12 protein-coding genes are annotated in these 14,213 nt (G+C 73.2%); 4 read left to right on the forward strand and 8 right to left on the reverse strand.

What is annotated here, in order from left to right; translation table 11 throughout:
* The first annotated feature begins 88 nt into the window (after window positions 1-88).
* On the forward strand, window positions 89-1,258 hold the full coding sequence (locus ACLWS4_RS07580) for a sensor histidine kinase (RefSeq protein ID WP_049657675.1): 1,170 nt from the start codon (window positions 89-91) through the stop codon (window positions 1,256-1,258).
* A gap of 135 nt (window positions 1,259-1,393) precedes the next feature.
* On the opposite strand, the gene ACLWS4_RS07585 is transcribed toward ACLWS4_RS07580, so the two are convergent.
* Window positions 1,394-2,509 carry a S1C family serine protease gene (locus tag ACLWS4_RS07585; RefSeq protein WP_074004053.1) on the reverse strand — a complete coding sequence of 372 codons (1,116 nt, stop codon included), beginning with the start codon at window positions 2,507-2,509 and terminating at the stop codon, window positions 1,394-1,396.
* 204 nt (window positions 2,510-2,713) lie between these two features.
* Here ACLWS4_RS07585 and galE point away from each other — a divergent pair, with 204 nt between their 5' ends.
* A complete protein-coding gene (gene galE, locus ACLWS4_RS07590) occupies window positions 2,714-3,700 on the forward strand; it encodes a UDP-glucose 4-epimerase GalE (RefSeq protein ID WP_416873624.1) in 987 nt (328 codons plus the stop codon).
* A 37-nt stretch (window positions 3,701-3,737) separates the two neighbouring features.
* Here the strand turns inward: galE and ACLWS4_RS07595 are convergent, their stop codons facing one another.
* Window positions 3,738-6,110: a PQQ-binding-like beta-propeller repeat protein gene (locus tag ACLWS4_RS07595; RefSeq protein ID WP_074003998.1), complete on the reverse strand. Its 2,373-nt coding sequence runs from the start codon at window positions 6,108-6,110 to the stop codon at window positions 3,738-3,740.
* 449 nt (window positions 6,111-6,559) lie between these two features.
* Between ACLWS4_RS07595 and ACLWS4_RS07600 the strand changes: the two genes are divergently transcribed.
* The gene (locus tag ACLWS4_RS07600) at window positions 6,560-7,207 is read left to right on the forward strand and encodes a TetR family transcriptional regulator (RefSeq protein WP_049651546.1); all 648 of its coding nucleotides are present in this window, start codon (window positions 6,560-6,562) and stop codon (window positions 7,205-7,207) included.
* A gap of 248 nt (window positions 7,208-7,455) precedes the next feature.
* Here the strand turns inward: ACLWS4_RS07600 and ACLWS4_RS07605 are convergent, their stop codons facing one another.
* The 6 genes from ACLWS4_RS07605 to ACLWS4_RS07630 all read right to left on the reverse strand — a co-directional run bounded on the left by ACLWS4_RS07605 (window position 7,456) and on the right by ACLWS4_RS07630 (window position 13,304).
* Window positions 7,456-8,403, reverse strand: coding sequence for a beta-ketoacyl-ACP synthase III (locus ACLWS4_RS07605; protein WP_049651545.1), 948 nt, complete (start codon window positions 8,401-8,403; stop codon window positions 7,456-7,458).
* Between the two features lie 135 nt (window positions 8,404-8,538).
* Window positions 8,539-9,753 carry a L,D-transpeptidase family protein gene (locus ACLWS4_RS07610; RefSeq protein ID WP_338016324.1) on the reverse strand — a complete coding sequence of 405 codons (1,215 nt, stop codon included), beginning with the start codon at window positions 9,751-9,753 and terminating at the stop codon, window positions 8,539-8,541.
* A gap of 116 nt (window positions 9,754-9,869) precedes the next feature.
* Entirely contained in the window at window positions 9,870-11,033 is a 1,164-nt protein-coding gene (mqnE, locus tag ACLWS4_RS07615) for an aminofutalosine synthase MqnE (protein ID WP_049651548.1), read from the reverse strand.
* A gap of 52 nt (window positions 11,034-11,085) precedes the next feature.
* Complete coding sequence (locus ACLWS4_RS07620) at window positions 11,086-12,048, reverse strand: threonine ammonia-lyase (RefSeq protein WP_049651544.1); 963 nt, start codon at window positions 12,046-12,048, stop codon at window positions 11,086-11,088.
* A 3-nt stretch (window positions 12,049-12,051) separates the two neighbouring features.
* Entirely contained in the window at window positions 12,052-12,510 is a 459-nt protein-coding gene (locus ACLWS4_RS07625) for an Lrp/AsnC family transcriptional regulator (RefSeq protein WP_049651543.1), read from the reverse strand.
* A gap of 119 nt (window positions 12,511-12,629) precedes the next feature.
* Complete coding sequence (locus ACLWS4_RS07630; RefSeq protein WP_049651542.1) at window positions 12,630-13,304, reverse strand: UbiX family flavin prenyltransferase; 675 nt, start codon at window positions 13,302-13,304, stop codon at window positions 12,630-12,632.
* An 89-nt stretch (window positions 13,305-13,393) separates the two neighbouring features.
* Here ACLWS4_RS07630 and ACLWS4_RS07635 point away from each other — a divergent pair, with 89 nt between their 5' ends.
* Window positions 13,394-14,146 carry a cyclase family protein gene (locus tag ACLWS4_RS07635; protein WP_416873625.1) on the forward strand — a complete coding sequence of 251 codons (753 nt, stop codon included), beginning with the start codon at window positions 13,394-13,396 and terminating at the stop codon, window positions 14,144-14,146.
* Window positions 14,147-14,213: the final 67 nt, after the last annotated feature.

Raw genomic sequence — 14,213 nt, forward strand, 5'->3', positions numbered from 1 at the left:
GTCCAGCCGCACGACGAAGTAGGGACGGTAGATCCGCATGAAGCCGCTGCACCGCGCCGTGGACGCCATCAAGGAGCAGGACGCCCGGATGGAGCGCCCACCGCTGTACGGCACGAGGATGTGGCACCAGGTCGGCCAGTTGCTGCTGAACCTGCCGCTCGGCATCTTCGGCTTCGTGCTGGCCATGACCGCGCTGTCGGTCGGCCTGGGCCTGTCGGTCACCGTGCTCGGCCTGCCGATGCTGGCCGGCGGCCTGGCCGTCTCGCGCTCCCTGGGCACGCTGGGCCGGCGGCGGGCGCGCGCCGCGTACGGCTCCGCGATCGACGAGCCGGAGCCGGTGAAGCCGCGCCGCCCGGGGGTGGTCGGCTACACCATCGCCCAGCTCACCGACCTGCTGAACTGGCGCTCGGCGCTCTACAACGTGCTGATGCTGCCCTGGGGCGTGCTCAGCTTCGCCCTGACCCTGGTCTCGGTGATCGTGCTCTGGCCGGTGCTGCCCTGGGTGATCCGCGGGCTGGCCTCGGTCGACCGCATCCTGATCGAGTCGCTGCTCTTCCCGGGCGCCCTGGCCGAGCGGGTGCGCGAGCTGGAGGACGACCGCGGCACCGTGGTCGACACCGCCGCCGCCGACCTGCGCCGGATCGAGCGCGACCTGCACGACGGCGCCCAGGCCCGGCTGGTCGCCCTGGCGATGGACCTCGGCATGGCCAAGGAGCGGCTGCGCGAGGTGGAGTCCGAGGACGACATGGCGGCCGCCGCGAAGATGGTCGACAACGCCCACGGCGAGGTGAAGCTGGCCCTCCAGGAGCTGCGCGACCTGGCCCGCGGCATCCACCCGGCGGTGCTCACCGACCGCGGCCTGGACGCCGCGCTGTCCTCGGTCGCCGCCCGCTGCACCGTCCCCGGCGGCGTCCGGGTGAGCGTCGACCTGAGCGGCCCGGACGGGCAGCCCGAGCGCCCGGACTCGGCGGTCGAGGGCATCGCCTACTTCACCGTCAGCGAGCTGCTGACCAACGTCTCCAAGCACGCCGGCGCCCGCTCCGCCACGGTCGAGGTCTGGCGCTCGGACAACCAGCTGATGGTGCTGGTCCAGGACGACGGCAAGGGCGGCGCGGCCCCGTACCCGGGCAGCGGCCTGGCCGGGCTGGCCGAGCGGATCCGCGCGGTGGACGGGGTCTTCCTGGTGGACAGCCCCGACGGCGGCCCGACCACCGTCACCGTCGAGCTGCCCTGGCGCACCCGCACCGCCCGCCGCTGACCACGGGAACAGCACGGCACAGTAGGGCGCCGGGACCTCGTCGAGGCGAAGACGAGGTCCCGGCGCCGTTCCGGTACGGCACCCGGCCCGCTGAACCCTTGCGCGGCGTGCGGCCCGGCGTCCCCGTACCGGGGCTCAGGGGGAGGAGGTCTGGGCGCCTTCCAGTTCGCCGAGGGTGACGTCGGCGGTCTTGCTGCCGCCGTCCCGGGTGTAGGTGACGGTGACCTTGCTGCCCGGGGTGAGCGAGGCGAGCGCGGTGGTGAGCGCGTTCAGCGAGTCGACCTGGGTGTCGCCGATCCTGGTGATGACGTCGCCGGCCCGGAGCCCCGCCGAGGCCGCCGCCCCGCCCGGGGTGACCGCCACGATGACCGCGCCGGCTGGCTGGAACTGCTGGTTGAAGCTGGTCCGGGCGGTGATGCCGAGCGCGGCCCGGCCGGAGTTGGTGACCTTGCCCTGCTTGATCAGCTGGTCGGCGATGTTGGTGATGGTGCTCGCCGGGATGGCGAAGCCGATGCCGGGGGCAGCCGCGCCGTTGCTCTGCGGCTCGGTCGCGGCGAGCGTGTTGATGCCGATCACCTTGCTGTCCAGGTTCACCAGCGCGCCGCCGCTGTTGCCCGGGTTGATCGCCGCCGAGGTCTGCACCATGTTGCCGATGGTGGCGCCCGGCGAGCCGGGGCCCTGGGGTTCGGAGACGGTCCGCCCGGTGGCCGAGACGATGCCCTGGGTGACGCTGCTGGAGAGCCCCAGCGGGCTGCCCATGGCGAGGGTGATCTGGCCGAGCTGGACCTTGCCCGAGTCGCCGAAGCTGGCCGGCCGGAGACCGCTCGGCGGGTTGTTCAGCCGGATCACCGCGAGGTCGGAGTCGGGGTAGCTGGCGACCAGGCCGGCGTCCAGCGTCGTGGTGCTGTTGGCGAGGGTCACCGTGAAGGTCTTCGCGGAGCCGACCACGTGGGCGTTGGTGACGATGTCGCCCTTGTCGTCGTAGACGATCCCGGAGCCGAGGCTGTCGCCGGTGGTGATCTGCACCACGGAGGGCAGCACGTTGGCGATCACCGCCTGGTAGGCGTCCTGCAGCTGGGTCCCGCCGTTCGACTGGCCGGACGCCGCGGAGGCCTGGGTGGAGCCGGGGGACGAGGGCGAGCCGGTGGCGGCGACGGTGGCGGAGGAGGACGTGCCGCTGCTGCAGCCGGCCAGCGCCAGCGCGGCCGCCACGGCGACCACGGCCGCGGCCGGCAGCCGCCCGCCGGGCAGGGGGCTGGTGTGTTCCTTGCGACGGTGCACCTGGCTGCCTCCGATTCGTCACCACGCCGGGGGGCGCGGGCATGAGCGCACGGAAATCCTTGTCAGCTTTTCACCGTTTTGTCCGCTTTGTGGCTTCGACTCGCCCGAACGTGGCGGTCGGATCCGAACGCGGGTGCGCCGGAGATCCCCGAGGCGCGCCCCTAGGATCGGCACATGACTTGGTTGATCACCGGCGGTGCCGGATACATCGGCGGACACGTCGTCCGACAGCTGCTCGACGCCGGGGAGCGCGTCGCCGTCCTGGACGACCTCAGCACCGGCGACGCCTCCCGGCTGCCGGCCGGCGTCCCCCTGATCGAGGGCTCCACCCTGGACCGCGCCGCCCTGGACGCCGCGATCCGCGAGCACGGCGTCGAGGGCATCCTGCACTTCGCCGCCAAGAAGCAGGTCGGCGAGTCCGTCGAGCAGCCGTTCCTGTACTACCGCGAGAACATGATCGGCCTCCAGACCGTCCTGGAGGCCGCCGCCGAGGGCGGGGTGAAGCGCTTCCTCTTCTCCTCCTCCGCCGCGGTCTACGGCATGCCGGACGTCGACCTGGTCACCGAGTCCACGCCCTGCGCCCCGATGAGCCCGTACGGCGAGACCAAGCTGGCCGGCGAGTGGCTGGTCGCCGCGGCCGGCAAGGCCCACGGCATGTCCACCGTGGCCCTGCGCTACTTCAACGTGGCCGGCGCCGCCTCCCCCGAGCTCTCCGACGCCGGGGTGTTCAACCTGATCCCGATGGTCTTCGAGCGGCTCACCGCCGGCGAGGCCCCGCGGGTCTTCGGCGACGACTACCAGACCCCGGACGGCACCTGCGTCCGCGACTTCATCCACGTCTCCGACATCGCCTCGGCGCACGTGGCGGCCGCCAAGCGGATGGCCGCCGACCCGGCCGGCGCGACCTCCCTGGTGCTGAACATCGGCCGCGGCGAGGGCGTCAGCGTCAAGGAGATGCTGGCGGTGATCGGCAAGGTCACCGGCTACGACACCGCCGCCGAGGTGACCCCGCGCCGCGCCGGCGACCCGGCCCGGGTGGTGGCCTCCGCCGACCTGATCCGCCGCGAGCTGGGCTGGACCGCCCGCCACGACGTGACCGAGATGGTCTCCTCCGCGTGGGACGGCTGGTGCAGCCGCCACCCCGGGGCCCGCAGGGCCTGATCCGACGGCGCCCGTCCGGCGGTGTCCGCCCCGCGGTTCAGCGGGCGGGCACCGCCGTGCCATAGAAGGCGTCCAGCGCGTACACGCAGCGGTCCTTGGAGCCGACGAAGACCCGGCCGCCGACCGCCACCGGCGAGCCGGTGAGCTCGCCCTTGGTGCCGAGCTCCCAGCGCAGCTGACCGCTGGCCAGGTCCAGGGTGTGCAGCGAGTGGTCCCGGCTGCCCAGGTGCACCAGGCCGTCGGCCACCGCCGGGGAGCCGACGATCTCGCCGCGGGCGGTGTAGCGCCAGCGCTCCCGGCCGGTGGCCGCCTCGAAGGCGTACAGCACCTCGCCGTTGCCGACCAGCACCATGCCGTCCGAGACCACCACCGGGTCGGCCCCCTGGCGGCGGCCGGTGACCCCGCGCCAGCGGTCCCGGCCGGTGGCCGCGTCCAGCGCGTAGACCGTGCCCAGGTAGTCGGCCACGTAGACCGCGTCGGCGTCCAGGGCGGGCGGGGTGAACAGCACCACCGGGGCGTCGAAGCGCCAGCGCTCGGCCCCACTGGCCGCGTCCAGCGCGTACACCCGGGTGCCGGCCGACACGTACAGCACGCCGCCGCGCTCGACCGGGTGCGAGGGCACCTCCTCGCCGACCGGGAAGGACCAGCGCAGGCCCGCGCCGCGCGGGTCGACGCAGCGCAGCCGCCCGCCGCCGTAGTAGTAGGCGGCGCCGCCCACCAGGACCGGGCCGGACTGCGGGTTCTCGAAGTCCTGCTGGGCGTCGTCGGCGCGCCACAGCTCGGCGCCGTTGGCGGCCGAGCGGAGCTGGACGCCGCCGCCCCTGATGCCGCAGCAGAGTACGCCGTCGGCGGCGGAGAGCGAGTAGACCCAGCCGTCCAGCGAGGTGCGCCAGCGCTCGGTGCCGTCCGCGGCGTCCACGGTGTACAGGTGCGGGCCGTCCGCGGCGTGCACCCGGCCGGCGTCCACCGCGAGCGCCCAGGCCACGTCCCGGGTCTTGTAGCGGCGCTCGCCGGAGGCGATGTCCAGCGCGTGCACCTCGAAGCTGGAGACGAACAGCGTCCCGTCGGCGACCACCGGGGTGCCCCAGACGTCGTTGGACATCCGGAACCGCCAGGGGCGCCAGCGGGCGACCGGCGGGGGCGGCGGGACGGGGGCCCGGCGGACCCAGTCGGTCGTGGCCGGGGCGGTGCTCGGGCCGGGCTGCTCGTGCTCGGCCCGCGGCCCCGGGCCTATCCGGACGGAGGCGCCGGAGAGCTGCACCTCGACGGCGCCGCCGGTGGGCGCCCGGTGCCGGTTCGGGGAGGCGATCTTCGCGGTCGGGATCTCGGCGTCCGAGCCCGGGGCGCGCTGCGGCAGGCTGTGCACCGGCCCGGCCGGCGGCTGGGCGTGCCGCCCGCCCGGGTTGGTGCGCGGGTCGGCCGGGCCGGGGTGCTGCGGCGGGACGTGCGCGGGCGGCGCCTGGGGGTGCGGGGGCGGCTGGGCCGGCTCGGCGGGCGGGCGCGGCGGCTGGGCGGCCGGGCGCCGGCCCCGCTTGCGCTCGATCAGCTCCAGCGCGTGGGCGGGCAGCCAGTCCCCGGCCTCGCCGGTGGCGTCGTCCCGGGAGAAGAGGTGCGGGGCGAGCTCGGTCTGGATCTGCGCCGGGGTGGGCCGGCGCTCGGGGGCCTGCTGCATGCAGCGGCGGACCAGGTCCATCAGCTCGGGCGGCATGCCGGTCAGGTCCGGCTCCTCGCGCAGCAGCTGGAACACCGTCTCGACCGGGTTGGTGCCCCGGTAGGGCGGGTGCCCGGTGGCGCAGAAGACCATCAGCGAGCCGAGCGAGAAGACGTCGCTGGCGCCCCGGACGGTGCGGCTGTCCCGGGCCTGCTCGGGGGACATGTAGGCGGGGGTGCCGACCGCGACGTTGGTCATGGTGAGCCGGGTGCTGGAGACCCCGGCCGCGATCCCGAAGTCGATCACCTTCGGGCCGTCCTCGACCACCAGGACGTTGGAGGGCTTGAGGTCGCGGTGGATCAGCCCGGCCGCGTGGATGGACTCCAGGGCCTCGGCGATGCCGGCGACCAGCCAGCGGGTGGCCTCCACCGGCAGCGGGCCGCACTCCTCGACCAGGTCCTCCAGCGAGGGCGCCGGGATGTAGGCGGTGGCCAGCCAGGGCACCCGGGCGTCCGCGTCGGCGTCCACCACCGCCGCCGTGTAGAAGCCGCCGACCGTCTTGGCCGCCGCGATCTCCCGGGCGAAGCGGACCCGGAACAGCTCGTCCTCGGCCAGCTCACCCCGCACGGTCTTGATGGCCACCCGCCGCCCGGCCGCGGAACGCGCCAGGTAGACCAGCCCCATCCCACCCGCGCCGAGCCGCCCCAGCACCTCGAAGGGCCCGATCCGCCTCGGATCGTGCGCCGTCAGCTGGTCCACTCCGCTGCCACCTCCCCGTTGTCCGCACCCGCCGCGTGGTGCCGGACCCGATTCTCCAATGCCGTCCCGCGCATATCCAACCTCCCCCACCCCCTGAAACACGTCGTCCCGGCCCGGAGGACGCCCCGGACAGGCCTCTGACCAGCGAGGACGGAACGACCGGATCCTGACGCCCGCTCCGGGGGCGGCTTGCGCTCGGGGCTCCGGACCGTCCACTTCCGGACGGCACCGCACTCTTCGGTCATCGTCACGCTCTGTCACCCGACCACCCCTCAGCGGACTCGCCGTCACGCTGTGAGATCGCAAGCACACGGGGGGGCTTCAAACAGGGGCTTCGAACCCCGGTGAATATCCGTCCGAAGTGGTTCATGCCGCTATACCAACCCCCGTGCGGAGTAATAGTCGCATCACCGAATCGCGCCAAGATCGTGCCACGGTAAGCTGACGGCATGACAGGACAAGTTCGCACCGTCGACGGTCGCGTCGCCGGGCGACGCGGACAGGAGACGCGGCAGAAGCTGCTCGACTGCCTCCGCGAGATGCTCAGCACGTCGCCCTATCGGGACGTCAAGGTCATCGACGTCGCCCGTATGGCGGGTACCTCCCCCGCGACCTTCTACCAGTACTTCCCGGATGTCGAGGGCGCTGTCCTCGAAATCGCCGAGGAAATGGCCAAGGACGCCGACCAGCTCAAAGAGCTGGTGGCCGGAAAGTCCTGGGCAGGGAAGTCCGGACCGACCACTTCGGAAGAACTGGTCGACGGATTCCTCGCCTTCTGGCGCAAGAACGACGCCATTCTCCGAGTGGTCACGCTCGGTGCCGCCGAAGGGGACAAGCGGTTCTTCAAGATCCGCATGACGGTCCTCAACGCGGTCGCCAAGCCGCTCGCGGAGGCCGTCAGGGAACTCCAGGCGAAGGGTCAGGCCGACAAGTCGCTCGACCCGAACGCCGTGGCCGGGGCCCTGGTCTCGCTGCTCGCCTCGGCGGCCGAGCACCAGAAGGCCTTCACCTCCTGGGGCGTCAAGGTCAAGGACCTCAAGCCCAACCTCGCTCCCCTGGTGTACCTGGGCGTCACCGGCAAGAAGGCGCCCAAGTAGGACCGTCCACCGACCCACCATCCGCTCCGCGCGCAGCCCCGGCCTCCTGTCCGGGGAACGACGGACGGCGGCCGTGTCCTCGGGGGAGGTCCGCCGACGTACCGCAAGCGCGCCAGACATGCCGCTGGGCGGGCACCCGTGACAGGGTGCCCGCCCAGCGGCGTTGTTCGGGTCCGGACGGCCTCGCGGCGCCCTCGGGCGGCCTTGTGGCGGCCCTCAGGCGGCCTCGCGGCGCCGCCGGGTCGGGGTCAGGGGCAGCGCACGACCTGGCCGGCGTAGGCCAGCCCGCCGCCGAAGCCGAAGAGCAGGACCGGGTCGCCGGGCGAGAGCTCGCCGCGCTCGACCAGCTTGGAGAAGGCCAGCGGGATGGAGGCGGCCGAGGTGTTGCCGGAGTGGACCACGTCCCGGGCCACCACCGCGTCCTCGCCGAGGCCCAGCTTGCCCGCGATCGCGTCGATGATCCGCAGGTTGGCCTGGTGCGGGACGAAGCCCTTCAGCTCGGACGGGGCGATCCCGGCCCGCTCGCAGGCCTGGCGGGCCAGCGGGGCGAGCTGGGTGGTGGCCCAGCGGAAGACCGACTGGCCCTGCTGGCTGATCACCGGGTCCCAGCCGGTGATCACCACGGCGTCGCCCCGCTCGGGCTCGGAGCCCCAGACCACCGGCCCGATGCCGGGCTCGGCGCCCTCCTCCTGGGCCTCGACCACCGCGGCGCCCGCTCCGTCGCCGAAGATCACGCAGGTGGAGCGGTCGGTCCAGTCGAGCGTGTCGGACATCCGCTCGGCGCCGATCACCAGGGCGCGGCGGGCCGAGCCGGCCCGGATCGCGTGGTCGGCGGTGGCCAGGGCGTACGAGAAGCCGGAGCAGACCGTGTTGATGTCGTACGCGGCCGGCGAGCGCACGCCCAGCCGGGCGGCCACGGCGGCGGCGGTGTTGGGGCTGCGCTCGATCGCGGTGCAGGTGGCGACCACGACGAGGTCGATCTCGTCCGCCGTCCGGCCGCTGTTGGCGAGCGCCTTCTGCGCGGCCTCGGTGGCGAGGTCGACCAGGGTCTCGTCCTCGGCGATGTGCCGGCTGCGGATGCCGACACGGGTGCGGATCCACTCGTCGTCGGTGTCGACGAGCCCCGCCAGGTCGTCGTTGGTGAGGACCTTGGGGGGCTGGTAGTGGCCGAGTGCCACAATGCGCGAACCGCTCATACTGCCATGGAACCGGGTTACCCGCTGGTCAGCATGGTATGACCGGCGACAGGATCCGCCCCCTCGATCTGTAGGAGGTGGACAAGGGGCCTTGGGGCGCCCGGGTTCCGTGCCCGGCTTCCGCGGACTCCGGGGTCAGAGTGCCAGCGTGGAGGCGTCGCCCATCACGACGACGGGGTGGGCGGCCGGGTCCAGGGTGCGGATCAGCTGGGCCATCTTGTCCTCGGGGATCGACACGCAGCCGTGGGTCGGGCCGTCGTGGTCCACGTGGAGCCAGATGCCGCCGCCCTTCTTGGAGCCCATCGGGCGGCGCGGGTCGAGCGGGGAGTTGCCGGGGACGCGGTTGTAGTTGATCGCGACCACGTAGTCGAAGGAGCCGGCCAGCTGGTCCCCGAAGAAGCCCGTGCCGGAGACCACGAAGCTCGGGTCCTTGTCGTACGGGAGCTTGCTGCCCGGGTCGGCCTTGCGGCCGCCCGCGTCGGTGAGGCTGAAGACGCCGATCGGGCTGCGCAGGTCGCCCTCGTTGTGGTCGGTGGTCCAGCCGCTCTTGCCGTTGTGGCCCTGCCAGGTCTCGCCGGCCAGCCAGCGGCCCTCGGGGGTGCGGGTCCAGAGGGTGACGGCGTTCTTGTCGGTGTTCTTGTCCTGGCCGGAGGCGACCAGCACCTGGGCGGTCTCGGCGGGGATCTGCGCGGTGAACTTCGCGCCGAGGCCGGGTATCGCGGCGACCGAGCCGTCCGTACGGGTCTGGCTGCGGTCGGCGGCGGGGGCCGCGGCCTGCCGGTCGGAGGCGGCCTGGGCGGCCGCGGGGGCCGGGGCGGGGTGGTCGGGCTTGCTGACGCCCTCCGGGCCGGGGCCGTCGGCGGCGGCGATGCCGGGCTTGGCGCCGTCCTGGCCGACGGCGTACCAGCCGGCGGTGGCGGCGACCAGCAGCGCGGTGCCGGCCATCACGGCCTTGCCGTGACGTTTCTGCTTGGCCTTGCGCCGGCGTCCCCGCGCGGCCGTCCGGGAACCCGCCACGGGTGCGGCGGGAGCGGCGGCGAGCACGACGGGCCCGGGCTCGAAGGGGACGGTCTCGGGCGCGGGCACCGGCTGGTACACCGACGCCGCCTCGTAGCCGCCCTCCGGCTCACCCTGGTAGGCCTGGAACGGCTGGTCGTACGCCTCGGAGTAGCCGTCAGGAGTCTGCTGGTACGGCTGGTACACGCCCTGGCCGTACTCCTGCGGAACGGGCTGCCGGTACGCCTCGTGCTCGGGGTACGGCTGCTCGTACGACTGCTGCGGCACCCCGTACACCGGCTCCCGCATCGGCTCGTACGACGGGTACTCGGTGGCGCGATGAGAACCGGACATGCTGTCGATCCTGCCAAACGCCGTACCCGTTGGTAAACCCGGGTCAGGTGCGGAGGCCGTGAAGACAACCGCCGCCCGGGCCGACGAGCGGTCCGGGCGGCGGGGATCTTCGCAGGTCAGAGGCGCATCGCCTGCGGGGTCTCGCGACGCTCCAGGTCGGGGCCGTCGTACTCGCGGATGACCTCGTAGCGGGTGTTGCGCTCCACCGGGCGGAAGCCGGCGTCGCGGATCAGCCCGAGCAGGTCGTCGCGGCCGAGCTTGTTCGGGGTGCCGAAGTTGTCCGCGTCGTGGGTGATCTTGTACTCGACCACCGAGCCGTCCATGTCGTCCGCGCCGTGGCTGAGCGCCAGCTGGGCGGTGGTGACGCCGTGCATCACCCAGAAGACCTTGACGTGCGGGACGTTGTCGAAGAGCAGCCGGGAGACCGCGAAGGTCTTCAGCGCCTCGGCGCCGGTGGCCATCTCCGTGCGGGCCATCAGCTTGTTGCGCACGACGCCGTCCTTGGAGTCGTGGAAGTCGTGCTGGTAGCGCAGCGGGATGAAGACCTGGAAGCCGCCGGTCTCGTCCTGGAGCTCGCGCAGCCGCAGCACGTGGTCCACCCGGTGGCGGGGCTCCTCGATGTGGCCGTACAGCATGGTGGCCGGCGTCTTGAGGCCCTTGCCGTGCGCGAGGCGGTGGATCCGCGACCAGTCCTCCCAGTGGGTGTCGTGGTCGACGATGTGCTGGCGGACCTCCCAGTCGAAGATCTCCGCGCCGCCGCCGGTCAGCGACTCCAGGCCGGCGTCGATCAGCTCGTCCAGGATCTCGTCGGCGGGCAGGCCGCTGATCTTCTCGAACCAGTGGATCTCGGTGGCGGTGAAGGCCTTCAGCGAGACGTTCGGCAGCGCCGCCTTCAGCTCCCGCAGCGAGCGCGGGTAGTAGCGCCACGGCAGCGTCGGGTGCAGCCCGTTGACGATGTGCAGCTCGGTGAGGGAGTCGACCTCCATCGCCTTGGCGAGGCGGACGGCCTCCTCGATGCGCATCGTGTACGCGTCCTTCTCGCCCGGCTTGCGCTGGAACGAGCAGTACGCGCAGGACGCGCTGCACACGTTGGTCATGTTGAGGTGACGGTTGACGTTGAAGTGGACGACGTCGCCGTTCTTCCGCGTCCGCACGTGGTGGGCCAGCCCGCCCAGCCAGGCCAGGTCGTCGCTCTCGTAGAGCGCGATCCCGTCCTCGCGGGTCAGCCGCTCACCCGCGTAGACCTTCGCCTCCAGCTCGCGCTTGAGCCCTGCGTCCATGCGGTGACCCGCCTCCTCCGACATTCGATTCCTTGCCGGAATGAGCGTACGCCTATGCCGAGAGCAGCTCGGCGAGCAGTGTCGGGTCGATGTTGCCTCCGCTGACCACGGCCGCCACCGACTGGCCCCCGGTCTCGGCGGCGCGGTGGAAGTAGGCGGCCGGGGCGACCGCCCCGGAGGGCTCGGCGACGAGCCGGCCGCGGCGGGCCAGCACGGCCACGGTGGCACGGATCTCGTCCTCGGTGACGGTGACGATGTCGTCCACGTAGGCGGCGACGTGCTCGAACGGCAGCACGCCGAGCGACGGGGTGCGCAGCCCGTCCGCGATGGTCCGGTAGGTGTCGGCGACCGGCCACTCGACCCGGCGGCCGGCCCGCAGGCTGGCCCGGGCGTCGGCGGCCAGCTCGGGCTCCACGCCGATCACCCGGATGCCGGGGCGGGTGAGCTTGAGCGCCGCCGCCGTCCCGCCGATCAGGCCGCCGCCGCTGACCGGCACCAGGACGGTGTCCAGGTCGGCCGGGGCGTCCTCGGCGATCTCCAGGCCGACCGTGCCCTGGCCCGCGATGATGAACGGGTCGTCGTACGGGGGCACCCAGACGTAGCCGTGCTTCCCGGCCAGCTCGGCGGGCAGGGTGTCCCGCTCCTCCGGCGCCACCAGGATCACCTCGGCGCCGAACGAGCGGGTGGCCTCCACCTTCACCGCGGGCGAGGTGTCCGGCATCACGATCACGGCCTTGATGCCGAGCTCCCGGGCCGCGTACGCCACCGCCTGCGCGTGGTTGCCGCTGGACTGGGCCACCACGCCCCGGGCGCGCTCGTCCTCGGTGAGCGCGGCCAGCCGGTTGTAGGCGCCGCGGGTCTTGAAGGCCCCGGTCGGCTGGAGGTTCTCGGGCTTCAGCCAGAGCCGCCGCTCCCCCTCGGCCGCCCAGGGGGCGGGAACCAGCGGGGTGCGCACGGCGACCCCCGCGATCCGCTGCCGAGCCGCGCGCAGCTCCTCCAGTCCGACCAGTGCCATACGTCACTCTCCTACAGGAGGAAGTTCACTCACCCGGTTTTCCCACTTGGTGGAGAGTACGACGGTGGTGCGGGTCCGGGCCACGCCCTTCGTGCCCGAGATCCGCTTGACCACCGATTCCAGGCCGGCCACGTCGGCCACCCTGACCTTCAGCATGTAGGAGTCGTCACCGGCGATGAACCAGCAGTCCTCGACCTCGTTGAGGTCCTTCAGCCGGTGCGCGACGTCCTCGTGGTCCGCGGCGTCGGTGAGCTGAAGGCCGATCAGGGCCGTGACGCCGAAGCCGAGCGAGGCCGGGTTGACCGTCGCCCGGTAGCCGGTGATCACCCCGGCCTGCTCCAGGCGGTTGATCCGGTCCGTGACGCTCGGGCCGGAGAGCCCGACCAGCCGGCCCAACTCGGCGTAGGACGCACGGCCGTTCTCCCGGAGCGCCTGGATGAGCTGTCTGTCCACCGTGTCCATATACCGTCCGCGTCCTTCCGAACCTCACCAGACCCACAGATCATTATCCGGATTCAAAGGCGCCGTGCGCCGAACGACCCGGATATCGCAGAGAAGATACTCTCCCGCCCCGGGTCTCCTTACTCCCCCTCAGCCGGTGCGCCCTCGCCGGCGGCCGTCTTGCGGGCGGCCGCCCCCAACTCCCCTTCCCAGCGCAGGTACAGGGAATGCGGCACGTCGACGGCGTCCAGCACCCGTCCGGCCACGAAATCCACGAGTTCGCGCACGGTGGAGCCGCCGGCGTAGAAACCGGGCGAAGCGGGCAGGACGACCGCCCCCTGCGCGTCGAGCTCCACCAGGTGCTTCAACGTCACCCCGTTGAGTGGCGTCTCGCGCACGCAGACGACGAGTGGACGGCGCTCCTTGAGGGTGACGCTGGCGACGCGCTGCAGCAGGTCCTTGCTCAGGCCGAGCGCGATCCCGGCCACCGCGCCGGTGGTCGCGGGCACCACGAGCATGCCCTTGGCCGGGTAGGAGCCACTGGACGGACCGGCCGCGAAGTCCCCGGCGGGCCAGTAGCGGACGTCGTCCAGGCCCTCGTCGCTCCCGAGCCAGGCGGCGAGGTCGGTGCGCCAGTGGGCGTCCCGGAAGGAGATGCCGGTCTCGTCCAGGATGGTGAGCCGGGCGGCGCGGCTGACGACCAGGTCCACCGCCTCGCCGGCGGCCAGCAGCGCGCGGATCACCGAGGCCGCGTACGGCGTCCCCGACGCACCTGAGACCCCGACCACCCACGGCTGACGCTTCGCAGTTCCCATGGGGCAATTCTGTCCCGGCTCCACCCGTGGTTCCGGACCGGGCCGACCGGGAGGGGTCCGGGAGCGCCCGCCCCTGGGAGGATGGGCGCATGGCAGCGACCCTCGTCGACCTCACCCATCAGGTGACCACCGCGATGCCGGTCTACCCCGGCGATCCGGCCGTCCTGCTGGAGCCCGCGCTCACCACGGCCACCGCCGGGGTGAACGTGCTGGCCCTGCACCTCGGCTCGCAGTCCGGGACGCACGTGGACGCGCCGTACCACGTGGACGTCACCTGGCCGACCCTGGACGGGCTGCCGCTGGAGCGGTTCACCGGCCCCGCCGTGGTCGCCGACCTGCGCGGGCTGGGGCCCCGGTCGGCCGTCACCCCCGGGCTGCTGGCGGCCGCGCTGGAGCGGGTCGCGGACTCCGGCGAGGGCACCGTCCTGCTGCTGGCCACCGGCTGGGCCCGGCACTGGGGCACCGACGCCTACCTCGCCCACCCCGCCCTGACCCCGGCCGCCGCCGAGGCGATCGTCGCCGCCGGGGTGCGGACGGTCGGGGTGGACGCGCTCAGCGTCGACCCGACCCCCGACCCGGGCCCGGGCGACCCGGCGGTGGCCGCCCTGCTCGCCGACCTCACCGACGAGCACGACCACGGCACCGCCGACGAGCCCACGCTCGCCGCGCACCGGGTGCTGCTGGGGGCGCCCGGCGGCGGGGTGATCGCCGAGAACCTGACCGACCTGCGGCCGCTGCTGGCGGCCCAGGAGGCCGGCCTGCCGGTGGAGGTCTCGCTGTTCCCGCTGCGGCTGGTCGCGGCGGACGGCGCACCGGTACGGGCGGTGGCCCGGCTGGGCTGAGCCGGACTCTCCGCCCGGGCCGGGGACTTGGTCTAGACCATCCCCCGTCAACGCCAGTACGCTTTCC

Origin of the sequence: Kitasatospora sp. SC0581, assembly GCF_048159585.1 — a bacterium.
In the GTDB taxonomy this organism is placed as follows: Bacteria; Actinomycetota; Actinomycetes; order Streptomycetales; family Streptomycetaceae; genus Kitasatospora.

Excerpts from the sequence above, each read along its gene's own strand:
- ACLWS4_RS07610 (WP_338016324.1), bottom strand. The coding sequence starts at position 9,753 with ATGTCCGGTTCTCATCGCGCCACCGAGTACCCGTCGTACGAGCCGATG.
- mqnE (WP_049651548.1), bottom strand. The coding sequence starts at position 11,033 with ATGGACGCAGGGCTCAAGCGCGAGCTGGAGGCGAAGGTCTACGCGGGT.
- ACLWS4_RS07605 (WP_049651545.1), bottom strand. The coding sequence starts at position 8,403 with ATGAGCGGTTCGCGCATTGTGGCACTCGGCCACTACCAGCCCCCCAAG.
- ACLWS4_RS07625 (WP_049651543.1), bottom strand. The coding sequence starts at position 12,510 with ATGGACACGGTGGACAGACAGCTCATCCAGGCGCTCCGGGAGAACGGC.
- ACLWS4_RS07630 (WP_049651542.1), bottom strand. The coding sequence starts at position 13,304 with ATGGGAACTGCGAAGCGTCAGCCGTGGGTGGTCGGGGTCTCAGGTGCG.
- ACLWS4_RS07620 (WP_049651544.1), bottom strand. The coding sequence starts at position 12,048 with ATGGCACTGGTCGGACTGGAGGAGCTGCGCGCGGCTCGGCAGCGGATC.
- ACLWS4_RS07600 (WP_049651546.1), top strand. The coding sequence starts at position 6,560 with ATGACAGGACAAGTTCGCACCGTCGACGGTCGCGTCGCCGGGCGACGC.
- ACLWS4_RS07580 (WP_049657675.1), top strand. The coding sequence starts at position 89 with ATGGAGCGCCCACCGCTGTACGGCACGAGGATGTGGCACCAGGTCGGC.
- ACLWS4_RS07635 (WP_416873625.1), top strand. The coding sequence starts at position 13,394 with ATGGCAGCGACCCTCGTCGACCTCACCCATCAGGTGACCACCGCGATG.
- galE (WP_416873624.1), top strand. The coding sequence starts at position 2,714 with ATGACTTGGTTGATCACCGGCGGTGCCGGATACATCGGCGGACACGTC.